This is a genomic window from Pseudoalteromonas sp. FUC4 (assembly GCF_008370255.1).
Lineage (GTDB): Bacteria > Pseudomonadota > Gammaproteobacteria > Enterobacterales > Alteromonadaceae > Pseudoalteromonas.
Genome location: NZ_SEUI01000002.1, coordinates 438,413 through 457,409 on the forward strand (window position 1 = coordinate 438,413; position 18,997 = coordinate 457,409).

The window sequence follows — 18,997 nt, forward strand, 5'->3', positions numbered from 1 at the left end:
TGCGCTATTATGGTGCAATGTTTTTAACTTACGTGCACTATTAACTCTCTTGAGGCTGTGCCTTAGGTAATACAAGGTTGAGTACAATGCCTAAAATAGCGCATAAACTTACGCCCTCTAAACTAAATTGGCTACCACCGATATGCATACCGCCAATACCGCACACCAAAATAAGTGCAACAATACTTAAGTTACGTGGTGCTGTTAAATCATCGCCCGACTTAACTAATGTATTTAAACCCACTACAGCAATAGAGCCAAAAAGTAGGATCATAATGCCGCCCATTACAGGTACAGGTATAGTCTGTAAGCCAGATCCCATTTTAGCTACAAATGCTAAAATAATGGCAATAATGGCTGTCCACATCATTACTTTAGGATTGAAGTTTTTGGTAAGCATTACAGCGCCCGTAACTTCTGAGTAAGTGGTGTTAGGCGGGCCACCAAATAATGATGCAGCAGACGTTGCAAGGCCATCACCAAACAAAGTACGGTGAAGCCCAGGCTTTTTCAAAAAATCTTTATTGGTTACCTGGCTAATAGCCATCATATCGCCAATATGCTCAATTGCAGGTGCTATTGCTACAGGTACCATAAACAAAATAGCCTGCCATTTAAACTCAGGCCATGTGAAGTTTGGTACAGCAAACCACTGTGCGTTAGTTACTGCGTCAAATTGCACAACGCCCATACCAAGCGATAAACAATAACCCGCTACAACCCCTGCCAGAATAGGTATAAGCTTAAATACGCCTTTTCCCCACACTGCAAAAATAAGCGTAACCACTAACGAAAACAACGAAATATAAATAGCGCTGTTGTAATCAATAATTTGAATACTGCCGTCGCCACTTTTACCCATCGCCATATTTACAGCAACAGGTGCAAGTGCAAGGCCAATCACCATAATTACTGGGCCTACAACCACAGGCGGTAAAATTTTATGAAGCGTTGCAACTCCTTTAAATTTCACTAATAAACTTAAAAGCATATAAGCAAAACCCGCCACCATTAAGCCGCCCATAGTAGCCGGCACGCCCCACATTTGCACAGCGGCAATAATGGGTGCAATAAAAGCAAATGATGAAGCTAAAAATATAGGCACTTGGCCTTTAGTCACTACCTGAAACAGCAAGGTACCAATGCCTGCGGTAAAAAGCGCAACATTAGGATCCAAACCCGTTAAAAGCGGCACTAATACCAGCGCACCAAATGCTACAAACAGCATTTGCGCGCCCGTTAAAATAGTTTTTATTGAAAAGGTGTCATTATTTTGCACTTAAGACTCCTAAACAGTACCGAATATTTTGTCGCCCGCATCGCCTAAACCAGGGATAATATAGCCCTTTTCGTTTAAGTGGCTATCTACAGAGGCTGTAAATATTTCTACGTCGGGATGTGCTGTAAGTGTTTTTTCCACACCTTCTGGTGCAGCTACTAAAACAATTACTTTGATTTCTTTACAGCCTGCTTTTTTAAGCATATCGATTGTGGCAATCATTGAGCCACCCGTTGCAAGCATAGGGTCAATAACTAAGCTTAAGCGCTCATCAATATTACCAACGAGCTTTTCAAAATATGGTACTGGTTCTAGTGTTTCTTCGTTACGTTCAAGACCAACCACACTTACTTTAGCCGCCGGTAATAACTGCATAACACCGTCCATCATGCCAAGACCAGCACGCAAAATAGGCACTACGGTAATTTTTTTACCTTTAATATGCTCTACTTTTAATTTATTGCCATCCCAGCCTGTAATTTCGTTATCTTCTAACTGTAGGTTTTTAGTTGCTTCGTAAGTTAATAAGGTTCCAACTTCAGAACATAATTCACGAAAGCTTTTAGTACTAATACCATGCGCTCGCATTAGGCCTAGTTTATGTTGAACAAGAGGGTGAGAAATAACGTGAATTGCCATGATATAAACCTACTGATACAAGAATTTGCAGTATTTTATATTAAAAAAGGTCATTTGACCTGTAGTTTTAAAGAGATTTTCATACATCGTGCCAAAATGCATTGTTTTGCTTGATATTTATGCAAGAGACTAGGGCCTGTTTATCTTTCGAGGTTAAATTTGCAGCAGACTGTTTGGTATTTAGGCAAGGCAGAGCCTATGTAGTGTGGTTATTCCCCATAAATAGGCGATAACGTAGCATAAATTCCAAATAGGCGCTGCCCAAAGGGTTCTGCCTAGGGGCAACTTACTCTTTGTTGCTCGGTTTTTACTTAGCCCACTAGGTTACAAACCTCGCGCCTCGATTAAATCGCCCCTAGGTTGAACAAATTTTAATCCTGAAAGGTCAACAGGCCCTAACAAAACCTGTTTATTAAATGTTACTCGCTAACCAGCTGTTTACTTGCTGTTGCATATAACTATTTATTTTTTGGTGCTCGGGGCTCCAGCCAGCTAAAAATCGATAAAAGTCAGCCCATGCAGCAGGCCATAAAGCGAGCCAATCGTCAGCTATTTTACCTGCTGGTGCTGTAGGATGATAAGTAGTAATAGCAGTCTTTAAATTATCAAAATAATACGCAAGGTACTCATCAGCGCACTCGTGTAATTGTGCATCACTTAAGCAACTGGTCATAAAATACATTACATCAATTATTCCGCAACCTGCACCTATATATTGAAAATCATAACCGAGTATTTCATCGCGCTCATTTGCTGCAAAGTTAGCAAGTTTTGCATCGCCATGAATTAGCGTTTTATAGGCACAACGTTGTAGCTGTTCATCTATTTTATGTGCAGCATTTTTAATATCGGACTTTTTATCGGCGTGTTCACTTAATTTATTAAACTCATCGGGTCGTGTGCTTAAATGCCAGTAGTTACCTTGCAGCCATAACCCGTTAGCGGATTTATTTAAGTTAAACGCATGAAAGTACGCAAGCCACTCTAATATAGCTTTAACATGTTGTGGTCCTGCTTGAGCAAACCCGTGTTTGGTGAAGTTTTTAAACACCAGCGCGTATTCATCGTCTTTATTAATTGCACTTATACATTCGATGCTTTTTGCTGTGCTAGGTAAAAACGGGCTATAACGCTTATAAAAAGTGTATTCAACGCTGTAAGAGTACTGTTTTCTTTTTAGTGCAAGTTCGCTTTGCTTAATTTTTGGATGATTTATATAACGGGGTATTTTTATTGCTTTAATAACACAGGCTTTATTATCAAGCCGGCACTGAACAATACTGCCACACCCACTCCAAAGGGATGTTAACGTATCGCCGATTTCAATGTGCTTAAAGTAAGGTTGTAATAAAGGAATGTAAAATGCCATAGCTATATTAAGTAATTAAATTTTATATAGTTTAACATTAGAAGATATTTTTAATAAAAGTACATAATAAAAAATCCTACGGTTTAGCAAAAATATACTTTTCTTTTGAAGTGAAGCCAACTTAGCTTATCTAATCAATGTATACTCGATTCTAATTGAAAGTGCAAAATTAGAATGGGTGTTTTACTTATTATTGTTTTTCTGTGTTACGAAATTTCATAGCAACAACAATTGAAACACCAAAAACAGCGCAATAAATAACGCCAAAATATATATTGAGAACAACAAAAGACATGATTGAAAAACAAAACGTTATTAAAGCAACTACAGCCCAAATAGTAGCGACATTAAAGAAATTCTTCTCGTCATGTCCATTTTTAAACCTACGTACTGAATAGATTGATAAAGCTAATATCCCCAAAACCTGAGGAATGTATTCAAATATCATTGTGAGACTCTCCTTGATCACATAACGCTTACCTAAGTGGAAAATTATAGCCAACTGTAATTTTCTTTTCATCACTTGTTAGCACTACAGACACCACTTACTGATAAGCTCATAGCCTGAAAAGTTAAGTGAGTATGTTTTATTTTCTTTAGAATATGCGACAGTTTTACCGATATATTGAGGGTTAATATCTATTATGAATTTATACCCATGCCGAAATTTTATTAATGGCTCTTTACGGTATCTACATTTACAAGCATTTCGTAAATCTCTATCTTTTATTTCAACACAATTTTCGCCTCTGCATCCATTACTGAATAGGCAAGACGCCGTACATCTGATAGCTCATTTACCTTACTTTTATCACCTATGAACAAAGCTTCAGAATACGATGTACAAGGAATTATTACACATATGAAAAGTATAACTGCATATTTCAAAATATAGTGCTCCCTCAAGTAGTGCTAACTTTTAAATAAGGGGCGCAGACATGTGGGGCATAATGGCGAAGCCGCCCCGCGTGTTTGCGTCCCAGCGAACGAAGTGAGTGACTTAATTTTTTTGTTATGCCCTTTACGCATTGGGTATTTTAACTAGCAAATCCGTGACGCCTAAATCTACACCAAGTTGTGACAACAGTGTAGACACCTGTCCACGATGATGAGTTTGATGATTAAAGAAATGCAGCAATAGATGTGCGAAGCATTTTGAATACGAGACGCCTCCCATATTTTGATAGTTTAGGTCACTTGCTAAAATGCCCTCGGAAAGCTGATTAACAAAATTCAAGATTGTATTATCCAGATTTACCCTTTCTTGTTTAAGCAGGGCGAGTTCTGAGAACAGAAGTGTGTCTAGTTTTTCAGGTTTAGGCTTCGATGCTAACGAATCTAATGCTGTAAAAGCTTTGGGATGAGTGGCAAAACGTTTAAGCCAAATTATATCTGCCACCACGATATGATTGAGTGTACCGATGATAGATCCAAAGAAAGCCCCTCTATCCTTGGCAAGTTCCACTGAGCTTAAATTCGACGCAGCAGAATAGATAGAAGCGTTCATCCATTTATTGTATTCAGCCATCAATATGAAATTGCTTTTCGAAGACATTCGTTTTCCAGAAGGGCATAACAATTTAATAGTGCGCTCATCGCGCATATTTCTGCCAACCATACGCTCATGTATTTTATAAATCATTTTTACCAAATAACTTAACACATTGCTATATATAATTTTTTATTAGCATTCAAACTCTCAATAAAAGAGAAAATGCGCTCGCCACTTATTTTCTTGAATATGTGTGCATCACAACTATACTGTATATAAAAACAGCGCAATTATTGGTGATAGTATGAAAACACGTTCCCCATTTTTAAATTATATAGCCGATTATATGTTGGTACGTCAGTATTCATTACGCACCGTAGATACCTACCTAAGATGGATTGCATCTTATATCCATTTTCATAATAAACGCCATCCCGCCTCAATGGGGGACAATGAAGTCGAACGCTACTTAGAACATTTAGTGTTAAAGCAAAACGTTGCACCACGTACGCAAGCCACCGCACTCAATTCATTGTCATTTTTATACAAGCACATAATAAAAAAAGAACTCTCATTAAATTTAAATTTTGCCCGTAGTAAAAAACAAGCAAAGCTCCCTGTAGTGATGACCCCAGAGGAAGTTAAAATGTTGATGGCTCATTTAAATAAGCGCTATTATTTAATTGCAGCCCTTATGTATGGAAGTGGTTTAAGAGTAATGGAAGCGGTGCAATTAAGAGTAAAAGATATTGATTTTGATTATAAATGCATTCAAGTATGGAATGGAAAAGGTAATAAACACCGCATTGTTACGCTGGCCACAGAGCTAATTCCTATGCTGAGAAATCAAATTTTGAACGTTGATGACTATTTAAAACTGGATTTAAATAATACGGAATATTCTGGCGTATGGATGCCATATGCTTTAACAAAAAAATATCCAAGTGCCGCAAAATCGCTTGCGTGGCAATATTTATTTCCTTCTCATATATTAAGTTCAGATCCTGAAAGTGGTGAAATAAGGCGACATCATTTTCATCACTCTTGTATTAGAAAAGAGATTAAAAAAGCCGTCCAAAAATCAGGGTTAACAAAAATAATAACACCTCATACATTGAGACACTCTTTTGCTACTCATCTACTGCAAAGTGGCGCCGATATAAGAACTGTTCAAGCTCAGCTTGGCCATTCTGATGTTAAAACTACACAAATTTATACCCATGTACTACAGCAAGGTGCTAACGGGGTTATTAGTCCTTTTTCGAGATTATAAACATCCCTCTTTAATGCTCTACACATACATACTCGCTTACAAATCAATACCGCTATCTATTTCTACTTTAAAAAACACATAAAAAAGCCCCGCTTGTTTTTACACAAGAGGGGCTCCACACTAATTTTTTACTCAAAAATAAAAGCGCCGATACTGCGGGCGCTTTGCATCATTGAATTTTATTACTTTAGCTTACTGATTAACTACGCTTTTAAGCGGGTTAATTGGCTGTGCGTTATCGTCTAGTATGTTCATATCAAAATCGAACTCATCTACACGAATCGCTTTTTCACGTTTGATGTTGTAATCAATTAACTGAACGTGCTCAGCTTGCGTGATTACGTTTGCCGCTAGTGCGTTATCAAGCGTAATGTTAAAGCGCGCACCTGCCTTAATTGTTCTAGCACGTAATGCTTTTTTAACTTTAGCCAGCTCGCCAAGTGATGCCATTTTAGCTTTGTAAGCTTGCTCATTAATATGATGGCCATCGCCAACTACTGGTTTAACTAAATGCGTGATTTGCGCTTTAAATGCAGTATCAAGCTGAGCTTGCTTAGCTAGTTTGCGGATTAAATCATCGCTAATTTTTGGCATTTTAGTTGAGTAGTTCATTGTAATGAAACGAATAAACTTACGTGTACCACTTGCAGGGAAGTTATCTAAAAACTTATGCAATGCTTCTTCAGCGCTTTGTAGTGCAAAACGAGTCGCGTAATGGAAATACGGTGCAGCTTGCTCACGCTCGCTACTTGATACTTTTTGCTCGTAGTATTTAATTGATGCCATAGCTGCATATAAGAAGCTCATTACATCGCCTAAACGTGCCGATAGCATTTCTGCTTGTTTTAACTTACCGCCAAGTACAAGTAACGAGAAGTCTGCGTACACTGCAAGTTTTGCAGATAACTTATGTACTGCTTTTTCGTAGTCGCGCACTTCTGGTAAATCAGAGTTTGCGCTTGCTGTAAATGGTAAAACACCTAAGCGGAAAGCACGTAAGCTGTTTGCTGTGCTGTAGCCGATTGTTTTACGCAAAATGCCGTTAAATTCTTTATCTGCGCCTTTGTCTTCACTGTGAATTGACTCAACCATAGATTGTAAATATGGGTGACAACGCATTACACCTTGACCAAAGATCATTAGGTTACGTGTAAGAATGTTCGCGCCTTCTACCGTAATGGCAATCGGCTGAGCAACATAACCGCTCGCAAGCGTATTTTGTGGACCATTTTGAATCGCTTTACCTGCTTGAATATCCATTGCTGAATCAAGCACGTCGCGACCAAGCTCTGTCATGTGGTATTTAGCGATTGCGGTTACTACTGATGGTTTTAAGCCCATGCCTAAGCCTTCAGTTGTAAGTACGCGCATTGCTTCTTGTAGGTATGTTTTACCTGCAATGTCGGCTAGTTTTTCTTGAATACCTTCAAACTGGCCAATGGCTAAACCAAACTGTTCACGCACTGCTGCATATTCAGATGCTGATTTAAATGCAACTTGTGCTGTACTAACACCTAGCGCAGGTAATGAAATACCACGGCCAGCACCTAAACAGCTAACCAGCATTTGCCAACCACGGCCGATATTTTTTTGCCCGCCAATAACAAAATCCATTGGTACAAATACTTTGTTACCACGTGTAGTACCGTTGTAAAAACGAATACCCATTGGGTCGTGACGATTACCAAGCTCTACACCTGGGTGCTCTTTAGGAATAAGTGCACAGGTAATGCCTAGGTTTTCTTTACCACCAAGTAGGCCATCTGGATCAACTACTTTAAATGCTAAACCAAGTACGGTAGCAATAGGTGCAAGTGTAATGTAGCGCTTGTCCCAGGTAATTTCTAAACCAAGGACTTCTTCGCCGTTGTACATACCTTTAGTTACTTTACCAACATCAGGAATACCACCTGCATCAGAACCCGCTTCTGGGCTTGTTAATGCAAAACATGGAATGTCTGTACCATTTGCTAGGCGTGGCAAGTAATGTGCTTGTTGTTCTTGCGTACCAAAGTGAAGTAATAACTCACCTGGGCCTAACGAGTTAGGAACCATTACGGTTACCGCAACTGCTGAGCTTTTAGTCGCAATTGTGCCAACAATGGTAGAGTTTGCATAAGGGCTAAACTCTAAACCACCAAACGACTTAGGAATGATAAGCGAGAAAAAACGCTCTTTTTTCAAAAATTCTAAGATGTCATTTGGTAAATGAATGCCGTTTTGAATCACTGAATCGTCAATCATGCCCAATAACTCTTTTACTGGACCGTCTAAGAATGCTTGCTCGTCTGCGCTTAATGTAGCAGCAGGTACGTCGCGAAGTGCACTGAAATCAGGTTTACCTTGGTAGATAGAACCTTCAAGCCATACATCACCCGCGTCTAGCGCTTCTTGTTCTGTGATAGAAATACTTGGTAATACTTTTTTTAGTTTTGTACGTAAACTCATGATTGAACTCATCCGACCAGCTAAATAATACCTACATTACGTCATAAAAAATCGTTTAGATCAATTACTCTATTCAATTAATTAACAGTTTTTTCAATTTATTTTCTTTACCTGAACGTAAACTGTTGAAACACAAAGGCTTACAGTTGTACGCTGAAAAAAAGTATTTTGACTAAAATGATGAATAAAACAGCAAACATCCTAGCGCTGTATCTATTTTTTGATGGGCATAAAAAAAACGCAGCACAAATAGGCTACGTTTTTATTCAATTTGTAGGGGCTACATTATCAATTAATCTAGCTAAAACTACCTAAATTTAAATCAAATTGTATAAGCGCTTCACTTAGCAACTTTAACAACTTGTTTGCCGGTAAAACCACCAGCAAGTTGTTTATTAAGCGCTTGCGATACTGACTCAGCACTAAAATCTACGGGCGTTACTTCAGGGTATTTAATGTCGCCACTAACAACTCCTTCAAGTAACAAGTTGCCCATAAAGCTCAGGCGTTGTTGTGCACACAAACTATTAGCAAGCCATGCACCACCAATTGATACAACGCTAATATTGGGCGCTCGGTGATACATTAAGTCTTTATCAAAACAAGGGAGCGGGTTTAAGCAGGCAATACGTCCGCAAAAACGCATTAACTCAATATTACGCTGAGTACACTCGCCACCAATTGTATCAATAATCGCGTCAAAGCCTTGCGGGCCAAGTTCTCTGCGGATTTTTTCGCATAGCTTTTTATCGCTATAGTCAAAAACCACATCAGCGCCTAACTGCTTAACCAACTTATGGTTACGCTTTGATGCTGTGGTAAATACATCTGCACCGCGCTGTTTTGCATATTGAATAGCAAACTGCCCTACTGCTCCGGCTCCGCCTTCAATAAAAATAGTATCGCCTTCACTAATGCCTATTTTATCTAAGCTGATGAGTGCTGCCATACCGGAGCATGGAAGTGTTGCTGCAATGGCCGGATTTAAACCGCTTGGCACAACCGACACTGCAAAGTTAGGTACTTTGGTGTATTCGCTCAAAGCACCTTGCTCACCAATGTTGGCATGCCACATAACCCGCTCGCCAACATTTGGAAACACACCTTTATTAGCTTTAACCACAACACCTACGGCATCTAAGCCTAAAATGTGTGGATACTGCCATTTACAAAAGCCTGTTTTAGCAAATTGACCATCAACTGGATTTAAACCAACGTACTCTACTTTTACAAGCAGCTCGTTATCTGCACAGTCTGGAACAGGCAGCTCAGCATCCGCTAAGTCAATTGCTTCATTTGGTTCTGGCAGTACAATAGCGCGCATTGTTTGCGGGATAATGTATTCATGTAAATTTTCAGTATTTGGCATCAATATAACTCTACTTATTAGTGTCGTTTAACGCATAACTCCATTGGCCATTAAATGACTGGTAAGCATTTACTTTGGCAAGCAGTGAAGAAATTGTTGTTTCAACAGCATTTTCTTGTGCTATTAAAACATCCTGACGCGCATCTAACAACTCAAGGTAAGGGATTTGACCTTCTTCGTACATTGCTTGTGCTTGTAAAAATGCTTTATTAGCAAAGTCATAGCGTTCATCGGCAAAGCGTTTTTGCTGTGCTTGATTGACCAACAATTGCAGTGAAAGTTCACTTTCACTGAGTGCTGTTAATACTACTTGTTGATAATCGCTGTAAGCGGCTTCGCTTAAAAACTGCTGCGCGTCGCGCTGTGCTAATAATGCTGGGTAGCTTAATAACGACCATTGCAACTGCGGCGCTACTTGCCACTGCTGATCGGTATTTTTTAAGCCGGTACTGTCTATACTCACAACCCCTGCAAATGCAGATAAGCTAATATCTGGTAATAACGCTTTGCTAGCTGCAACACTTAAACTATTTGCTTGGCTAAAATCAAACAACGCGCGGCTAATATCAGGACGTAAGGCAATGGCATTATTAGCGTTTTTTAGTGCGACGCTAAAGTCACGTTCAAGCACGCCTTGCTCGTTTTCAATAGCAATATTTTGCGCTAGCTTACCGCTTAGTACTGCAAGCGCAGATAAGTCGCTGTATTTTGCATATTCAATGGCAGGCATAAGTGCTTGTTGCTGCCTAAGCTGCGCCATAGTACGGTTTAAATCAAGCTCGTTAGCGACACCTTCATCAACACGGGCTTGAAGAACGTCAATACTTTGCTCAAGGGCTTCTATTTGAAGCGCTACAATGTGTTGTTTTTCAACATTACCCTGATAGCTCACAAAGCCTTTAACCACCGACGATACTACTTCTATTTGTAATAAACGTACTTGCTCTGCTTGGCTCATGGCCGATGCATTTGCAGCATCAACCAACGCCGTTATGCGACCAAATAAATCTAGCTGCCAATCAAGTGCAACGTTTGCACTTGATTGGCGGTCAAACACGCTTGGTGCATCGCTTCGAGCTGCGCCAACATTTACGCCACCTTGCGGAAGGTACTGGGCTTTTTGCTCTCCTAATCGCGCTAATGCGCTTTTAAGTGTTAGCTGGCTTGTTTGCAAATTATAGTTATTTGCAAGCGCGCCAGTAACAAGCTCATTTAGTTGATCAGAATTAAGCTTTTTCCACCAGTTTGTTTCATCAGCAACGCTAACGTTACTTGCAATATTAGCTTTAGCGACAAAATCGTTAACGGCTTTTTGCTCGCTCATGGTGTCTATTTTACTCGCGCACCCTGCTAAAAACGCAGCGACTAATACCGCACTGACAGTTAGACTTGTTTTAAGTCTTTTTTGCATTAATTTAGTCATGAGTATTCTCCTGCGCTTTCTCTTTTTTGTTAGTCACTAGCATATAAAATACCGGCGTAAACAATAGGCCAAACACAGTTACACCTATCATGCCTGAGAATACTGCGTTACCCATTGCGTGTCGCATTTCGGCGCCCGCACCTGTGGCAAGTACTAACGGTACAACACCTGCTGTAAATGCAATTGACGTCATTAATATTGGGCGCAAGCGCATACGACATGCCTCAAGTATTGCCTCTAAGTGCGATAAGCCTGAGTCGTGTCTATCTTTTGCAAACTCAACCATCAATATCGCATTTTTAGAAGCCAACGCGACCAGAACTATGAGCGCTATTTGGGTGAATATGTTGTTGTCAGAGCCTACAAACCACACACCTAACAAGGCTGAGAAAATAGTCATAGGTACAATTAATATAATTGCCAGTGGTAAACGTAAGCTCTCGTACTGCGCTGCAAGTACCATAAATACAAGTAATACAACTAACGGGAATACATAAACCATGGTGTTACCGGCAAGTACTTGTTGGTACGTTACTTCAGTCCACTCATACTCAATACCTGTTGGTAGTGTGTCTGCGAGTACTTTTTCAATAGCAACTTGTGCTTGATCAGAACTATAACCTGGCGCTGGGCTACCATTTAACTCTGCACTTGGGTAACCGTTGTAATGCATAACACGGTCAGGACCAATTGTTGGTGTTACTGTTAATACAGAGCCTAGAGGCACCATATTACCTGAGCGGTTACGTACTTTTAAATTAAGTATTTGATCAGGGTCTAAGCGGTAGTCAGCATCAGCCTGTGCATTTACTTGGTACGTACGGCCAAACATATTAAAGTCATTTACGTATACAGAGCCTAAATAAATTTGCAGAGCATTAAATACTTCATCAAGTGGAATACCTTGAATAAGCGCTTGCTCACGGTCAATATCAATATCCATTTGTGGAACTTGAATACGGAAACTTGAGTACAGACCCATTAATGCAGGGTCTTGTTGCGCTTTACCAATAACGGCTTGCAGGCTATTAAATAGTGCTTCAAACCCTTTGTTAGCTCTGTCTTCTATTTGCAGTTTAAAACCACCGGTAGTGCCCAAACCTTGAATTGGCGGCGGTGGAAATACCGCTACAAATGCCTCATCAATGGCAGCAAAACGTTTATTCAACTGCGCCGCTATCGCCATCGCTGATTGGCTCGGGTCGGTACGTTTGTCAAAGCTTTCAAGTGGTGTAAATACAATGCCGCTGTTAGGGCTATTGGTAAAACCGTTAACCGATAAGCCAGGGAATGCGACAGTATTTGCAACGCCTGGTACTTCTAGTGCAATTTGCTGCATTTGAGCTAATACATCTTCAGTACGATCAAGGCTTGAAGCGTCAGGTAACTGCGCAATAGCCACTAAATATTGTTTATCTTGCTGTGGAATAAAGCCACCTGGTACGGTATCAAATAACTTAATTGTGCCGCCAACAAGTGCAATGTAAGCCACCATTACAACAACGGTCATACGGATTAGTTTTTGTACCAGTTTTTCGTAGCCTTTTGCACCACGATTAAATACGCGGTTAAATGGTTTAAACAACCAACGACCAAACAATTTATTAAGTAAACGCGTGAACGCATCTGGTTTTGCATCGTGCGATTTTAGTAACAATGCAGCAAGCGCAGGCGATAACGTTAATGAGTTAAACGCTGAAATAATCGTCGAAATTGTAATTGTAAGGGCAAATTGCTTATAAAACTGACCTGATAAACCGGTAATAAACGCAGTAGGAATAAATACAGCACTTAGTACTAATGCAATGGCAATAATAGGGCCAGTTACTTCGCTCATTGCAACGCGGGTTGCTTCAAGAGGCGATAAACCATTTTCGATATTACGCTCTACGTTTTCAACAACTACAATCGCATCGTCTACAACAATACCTATGGCCAATACTAAACCAAACAACGACAAGGTGTTAATTGAGACACCTAACCACTGCATTACAGCAAACGTACCAATGAGTGAAATAGGCACAGCAATTAACGGAATAATTGATGCACGCCACGTTTGTAAAAATACAATAACAACAATAACTACCAGTACAATTGCTTCAAGCAAAGTGGCAATTACCGCGTCAATTGAGCCGCGAACAAATACCGTTGGGTCGTACACAATGTCGTATTCAACACCGGTAGGGAAATCTTTAGACAAGCGCGCCATTGTTTCACGTACTTGATCAGAAAGTTCAATAGCGTTTGAACCTGGGCGTTGAAATATTGGCATTGCAAGAGCTGGTTGGTTATCAAGCTCTGCACGCAGTGCGTAAGTGTCTTGCCCTAAATCAACACGGGCTATATCAGATAAACGCGTTAACTGACCTTCATCGCCTACTTTAATAATAACTTGTTCAAACTCTTCAATACTGTTTAAACGGCCTTTAACATTTAACAGTATTTGAAATTGATTGTCGTTTGAAATAGGTTGCGCGCCTAAGCTACCTGCAGCAACTTGCTGGTTTTGCGAGCGGAGCGCTGTTACTACATCTGTTGCTGTTAATTCGCGTGCAGCAAGTGCATCTGGGTTTAGCCACACTCGCATTGAGTATTTACCGCCACCGAATAAGCGAATATCACCTACGCCTGGTAAGCGTGCAATTTCATCTTTAATGTTTAAATCAGCATAATTAGATAAGTAAGCTGTGTCGTGCGTTTTTTCAGGTGAGTATAAATGCACTACCATGGTCAAATCGGGTGATGATTTTTCAGCCACAACACCTAAACGTTGTACTTCTTCAGGCAAACGTGGAAGTGCACTGTTTACACGGTTTTGAACTTGTACTTGAGCACGGTCTAAATCGGTACCTAACGCAAAGGTTACCGTTAGTGTCATACGGCCATCACTGGTACCTTGCGAAAACATATATAACATGTTTTCAGTGCCGTTAATTTCTTGCTCCAGCGGTGTTGCCACTGTTTGCGCAATAACGGTAGGGTTAGCACCTGGGTAACTTGCAGTAACAACCACTGTAGGAGGAACTACTTCTGGGTATTCACTTACTGGTAGTTGGAATAATGATATGCCACCAGCAATTAAAATAACCAACGATAGCATGGCCGCAAATATTGGGCGCTGTATAAAGAAATGCGAAAATTTCATCAATAAACCTTATTGCTTAGCCACAAGTTGTGCGTTGTCGTTTGACAATGTAAATGCCACACCGCTTGTATCAATTGTTACTGTTTGAGGAGAGATTGGCATACCAGGACCAACGCGAGCAGGACCATTTACTGCAATTACATCACCTTTGCTAAGGCCTGAAGTAACCGCACGTAATGCACCGTAACGCTCACCAATAGTAATTAGTTTGTATTCAAGTACGTTGTTTTCGCCAACGGTTAATACAAAACGATTTTTAAGGTCGGTACCAATTGCACGCTCAGGAATAATAACTTTTTCACTCACTTCATTAGCCGCTAACTTAATGCGTGCAAATGAACCCGCTCGAAGTTGATTACTATCTTCATCAAATACTGCACGTACACGTAATGTGCCCGTTGATGAATTAATTTGGTTATCAATAAAGTTAATGTAACCTTTGTATGCAAAATCACTTTGACCAACTTTTTGCATTACAACAGTTTGATGGCTCGCAGCAGTAACATCATTAAAAGAGCTATTCCATGTGCGTTCATCAACATCAAAATAAGCGTACATAGCTTGGTTTGAAACAATCGATGTTAATACGCTTTGACCCGCAAGTACGTTATTACCTTTAGTAATATTTGCACGAGAAATAATGCCGTCAATGGGTGATACTACTGACGTAAATTCTAAATCAAGCTCTGCTGAAGTAAGTTGTGCTTGCAGTGCTGAAAGCTGTGCTTCGCGTTGGCGCAGTGTTGAAGTACGCGCTTGTGCTTGCTCAGTTGAGATTGCCTTACGGTCTAATAAGCGTACAGCACGTTTGTCTTCACTTTTAGCTTGTTCTAGTGCGGCTTCTGCACTTTTAATTTGTGCTTTTAAGCTTGCAACAACCGCTGCAAATGGGCGTGCATCTAATTGAAATAAAACATCGCCTTGCTTAACCACGTCGCCTTCTTTAAATTCAATGCTATCGATGATTCCTGATACACGCGGCATTAAAGCAACTTCTTGTGGAGACTCTAAACGAGTTGTATATGTGTGCCAGCTTTGTACCGGCTTAACAAGCACCTGTGCTACATCAATTGGTTGAAGTTGCTGTGCAGGTGCTGATTGAGCTGTGCTCTCATCAGCACAACCCGCAAGTGTTAAAGATGCCGCAGTAAGTGCAGCAGCAATTAGATGTTTGTTCATGAAGACGCTCCATTGTTGATTAGCCTCGCATAATACGTATTAAACCCGTGTGTAAAAACCATAGATTTTTAAATTCATTAATGCCAAAATGGCATCAATAGATTAGTTAAGGTGTAATAATGGATACAACAAGTCGACTTTTAATGTTACTTGAAGTAGTTGAGCAAGGCTCTTTTGCTAAAGCTGCAGAAATACGCAACATAGATCGCTCTGTTATATCTAAACAAATTAGCCGTTTAGAGGATGAGTTAGGCGTTAGGTTACTTAACCGTACTACCCGTTCATTTTCGCTCACAGCGGCAGGCGCCGAAATGATAAAAAAAGCAGCTGAGCTTAGAGAGCTGCTCGGCGAAACCGTGCGCATGGCTGAAAACTATCATTTAGAGCCGCGCGGCGTTTTAAAAATCACTTCATCAACACTTATTGGTCGCCGTTATTTACAACCTGTGCTTAATGATTTTCAAAAACGCTTTCCGCAAGTAGAAGTCGAATTGCGCTTAGACGATAGATTAGTTGATATTGTTTCTGAAGGATTTGATTTGGCGTTTAGAGTAGGAGAGCCTAAAGACTCGTCACTTATTGCACGTAAAATAGCGCGTAATCGATTATTAATTTTAGCTGCGCCACAGTTTATTGAAACTTATGGTATGCCAAAAACAATGGAAGAGTTAGCGAAATTACCAGCAGCAAGCTATGCCAGTAATTCTATTCGAGTAGAAGCGATAGATTATTACGATAGTAAAGGTGAGCAGTGCGAGCAAAAAATAAAAAGTGTGTTTAGGGCAAATGATGCTGAATCATTGTTAATGAAAACATTGTCGGGCACCACTTACTTTGTTGCCCCTGCATTTATTATTGGTGATGAAATAATACAAGGTAAGTTAGTGCCTTTATTGACCGATGTAAAACTGATGGAATTTAGCGCTATGTATGCCGTATACCCGCATCGAGATTTACCAGTAAGAACCCGATTATTTTTTGATGCTGTGCGCGAGCATTTAGGAAAAGATAAACCGATTTGGGAAAACGGGATCCCCAATTTTGAGCAAATGTACTAAGTAGTACGACTTACGAAACAACTGCCTCGTAATCATTTTCTGTTTTAAACTTACAATACACTTTATTGCGACCAAATTGCTTTGCTTTATATAGCTGTTTATCAGCTTGGTTTACAAAGCTTTCCAATGAATTGGTACTTTTGAACTTTGCGACACCAATACTGGTTGTAACATTGATTGCAAGGCCGCCAATATCGAATGTGGTACTTTCAAAACGTGCTCTTATTTGTTCGGCGTTTTTAAGCGCGGCCTCATCATTTTCAAAAGAGCTAAATAAAGCAAACTCCTCACCACCTACTCTAAATACATACCCTCTGCCAAGTGCAACCCTTAGTAAAGTGGCCACTTCGACAAGTACTTGGTCACCCACGCCATGTCCGTGCTCGTCATTTACTTGTTTAAAAAAGTCTAAATCGAGTAAAAATAAATATAACTGTGACTTATCTTGTAGTTCTACTTCAAAGTAGTGGTTCATTGAAAGGCGATTGCCTGCACCCGTTAACGGGTCAAGTAACGCTAAATTTTTAAGTCTCCTCGAAAAATGTGAACGACTTCCTTCAAAAACGTGAGAAATCGCCCAAATACTTAAATAAGCACAGAGTAGATTAAGAGGTAAGTTAAAAGTCTCAAAGGGGGCAAGCGTAGACTGACTTCCTAAAATAAATACTTGGATGACTAATAAATTTGCAGAGAAAATTACACCATATTGTTTACCTAATAGTAGGTAGTACAAAATAGGTAATGCAAACGACCATACATAAACACCGTTACGAGGCGACGCCAAAGATGTACCCAAAATAACAATGAATGTGATAAGTGCGCACATTCCAACAGATTGCCAAAACTGTAATGGGCGGCGTATAAGTGTAATGTAAGTAAATATACAATAAATGGAAAAACAAATTTCGATATAGCCAAGCAATGGAAAGTTATTTACGGTTAAATTAAACCCCGCAAATCCAGCCGATAAAAAACCAAAACAAAGGCACATTCCTCTTAGAACGTCCTTTCTTAATGATTTAGTGCTATTAAGGGCTGCGATATCCATTCTAATCACTTAATAAAAATAAAAAGTAAGTTTAACGTGAAAATACAATTTAACAAGCTTTGTTGCTCTAAAAGCATGTAAACACACCCTTTTATTGGTGATTAAGGGACACGTTTAATGTTTTCGTTTACAAATTAGCTCTAACAACTAGCCACCTAACATAGATAAATTAGTAGTAATACCTGTATTACCTTGATGTAAAAGATGAGTTGGCTTTTTAGTTTTAATATAGCGAGATAACAATGCCATTAATTCACTATTCGAACTGTCGTTCATATATTCTCTTAGCGAAATCCCCTCTTCAGAAAACAAACACAAGTGCAGATTTCCTTTTGCTGTAACCCTTAATCGGTTACAGGTACTACAAAAATCGTTGCTGTAAGGCATTATTAAACCAATTCTGCCTTGATAGTCAGGATGCGCAAACTCTTGAGCAGGACCTGCTGATGCACTACGCGCAACTTGCTGCCAACCCGTTTGTAATAGCTGAGTTTTTAAAACTTGCCCAGATACATGGTTAGCATCAAAAAAGGCTTTGTTATCGTTTGTTTGCATCAACTCTATAAAGCGGATGGTAACGGGGCGGTGTTTAACCCAATTTAAAAATGTATCAAACTCTTTTGCGTTATATTGCTTCATCAGCACGCTGTTTATTTTTACCGAATCAATACCCGTTTCAAGCGCTGTATCAATACCTTTCATTACTGAGGTAAATTTGTCATGCCCAGTGATGGTGTTAAACATGCGTGAATCTAAACTATCAATGCTTACATTAATGGCATTTAAGCCTGCATCTACCCAGTCATGAATATTCCTATGAAGAGAAAAACCATTGGTAGTCATTGCAATTTTTTTTATGCCCGCAACATCGTTTGCCGCGCGAACAACATCTATAAAGTCTTTTCTAAGGGTTGGCTCTCCGCCAGTGATCCTTACTTTTTCGATACCATGGTGTGCAAACGCTTTAAGAGTATTGCTAATTTCATCAATTGTGAGGAATCCACGGTCGTGACCGCCCTGATAACCATCTGGTAAACAATAAACACACTTAAAATTACATACATCCGTAATAGACAAACGTAAGTAACTAAACTCTCGCCCTGTTGGGTCGATTAGCATAAATAAACCTTAACTAATATCAACAAGTAATAACAACCTAATACCAATTTGCAATAATACTTAATCGTTTAATTAAGTGAATTAGTATAAACAACGCTACTTATTGATACATAAATAATAATTACATAAATATATTTAATAACTAAAGGGGCAGCC

At 39.6% G+C, this 18,997-nt stretch carries 14 protein-coding genes; 2 read left to right on the forward strand and 12 right to left on the reverse strand.

Features of this window, described 5'->3' with window-relative positions; all coding sequences use genetic code 11:
• Positions 1–40: 40 nt before the first annotated feature.
• The 5 genes from EU510_RS08000 to EU510_RS08020 form a co-directional block, all read right to left on the reverse strand.
• Complete coding sequence (locus tag EU510_RS08000; RefSeq protein ID WP_149593033.1) at positions 41–1,279, reverse strand: uracil-xanthine permease family protein; 1,239 nt, start codon at positions 1,277–1,279, stop codon at positions 41–43.
• A gap of 9 nt (positions 1,280–1,288) precedes the next feature.
• Positions 1,289–1,918, reverse strand: a complete 630-nt coding sequence (gene upp, locus EU510_RS08005; protein WP_002958676.1) for a uracil phosphoribosyltransferase — start codon at positions 1,916–1,918, stop codon at positions 1,289–1,291.
• Between the two features lie 412 nt (positions 1,919–2,330).
• On the reverse strand, positions 2,331–3,287 hold the full coding sequence (locus tag EU510_RS08010) for a phosphotransferase (protein ID WP_149593034.1): 957 nt from the start codon (positions 3,285–3,287) through the stop codon (positions 2,331–2,333).
• A gap of 190 nt (positions 3,288–3,477) precedes the next feature.
• Complete coding sequence (locus EU510_RS08015) at positions 3,478–3,735, reverse strand: hypothetical protein (protein ID WP_149593035.1); 258 nt, start codon at positions 3,733–3,735, stop codon at positions 3,478–3,480.
• A 573-nt stretch (positions 3,736–4,308) separates the two neighbouring features.
• Positions 4,309–4,842 (reverse strand): DinB family protein, encoded by a 534-nt coding sequence (locus tag EU510_RS08020; protein WP_149593036.1) that lies wholly within the window; start codon positions 4,840–4,842, stop codon positions 4,309–4,311.
• 241 nt (positions 4,843–5,083) lie between these two features.
• On the opposite strand from EU510_RS08020, the gene EU510_RS08025 reads away from it, so the two are divergent.
• Positions 5,084–6,052: an integron integrase gene (locus EU510_RS08025; protein ID WP_149593037.1), complete on the forward strand. Its 969-nt coding sequence runs from the start codon at positions 5,084–5,086 to the stop codon at positions 6,050–6,052.
• Positions 6,053–6,244: 192 nt separating this feature from the next.
• Here the strand turns inward: EU510_RS08025 and EU510_RS08030 are convergent, their stop codons facing one another.
• From EU510_RS08030 to EU510_RS08050, 5 genes are all read right to left on the reverse strand, one after another.
• Positions 6,245–8,500: an acyl-CoA dehydrogenase gene (locus EU510_RS08030; RefSeq protein WP_149593038.1), complete on the reverse strand. Its 2,256-nt coding sequence runs from the start codon at positions 8,498–8,500 to the stop codon at positions 6,245–6,247.
• 340 nt (positions 8,501–8,840) lie between these two features.
• Positions 8,841–9,869 carry a zinc-binding dehydrogenase gene (locus EU510_RS08035; protein WP_149593039.1) on the reverse strand — a complete coding sequence of 343 codons (1,029 nt, stop codon included), beginning with the start codon at positions 9,867–9,869 and terminating at the stop codon, positions 8,841–8,843.
• Between the two features lie 10 nt (positions 9,870–9,879).
• Positions 9,880–11,292: a TolC family protein gene (locus tag EU510_RS08040; RefSeq protein ID WP_149593040.1), complete on the reverse strand. Its 1,413-nt coding sequence runs from the start codon at positions 11,290–11,292 to the stop codon at positions 9,880–9,882.
• On the reverse strand, positions 11,285–14,437 hold the full coding sequence (locus EU510_RS08045) for an efflux RND transporter permease subunit (RefSeq protein WP_149593041.1): 3,153 nt from the start codon (positions 14,435–14,437) through the stop codon (positions 11,285–11,287). Before EU510_RS08045 ends, EU510_RS08040 begins: the two co-directional genes overlap by 8 nt.
• Positions 14,438–14,446: 9 nt before the next feature.
• Entirely contained in the window at positions 14,447–15,616 is a 1,170-nt protein-coding gene (locus EU510_RS08050; protein WP_149593042.1) for an efflux RND transporter periplasmic adaptor subunit, read from the reverse strand.
• A 119-nt stretch (positions 15,617–15,735) separates the two neighbouring features.
• Here EU510_RS08050 and EU510_RS08055 point away from each other — a divergent pair, with 119 nt between their 5' ends.
• The gene (locus EU510_RS08055; RefSeq protein WP_149593043.1) at positions 15,736–16,674 is read left to right on the forward strand and encodes a LysR family transcriptional regulator; all 939 of its coding nucleotides are present in this window, start codon (positions 15,736–15,738) and stop codon (positions 16,672–16,674) included.
• Positions 16,675–16,684: 10 nt separating this feature from the next.
• Here EU510_RS08055 and EU510_RS08060 read toward each other — a convergent pair whose 3' ends face one another.
• Both EU510_RS08060 and moaA read right to left on the reverse strand, forming a co-directional pair.
• Positions 16,685–17,722, reverse strand: a complete 1,038-nt coding sequence (locus tag EU510_RS08060; RefSeq protein WP_149593044.1) for a GGDEF domain-containing protein — start codon at positions 17,720–17,722, stop codon at positions 16,685–16,687.
• A 147-nt stretch (positions 17,723–17,869) separates the two neighbouring features.
• Positions 17,870–18,841: a GTP 3',8-cyclase MoaA gene (moaA, locus tag EU510_RS08065; RefSeq protein ID WP_149593045.1), complete on the reverse strand. Its 972-nt coding sequence runs from the start codon at positions 18,839–18,841 to the stop codon at positions 17,870–17,872.
• Positions 18,842–18,997: the final 156 nt, after the last annotated feature.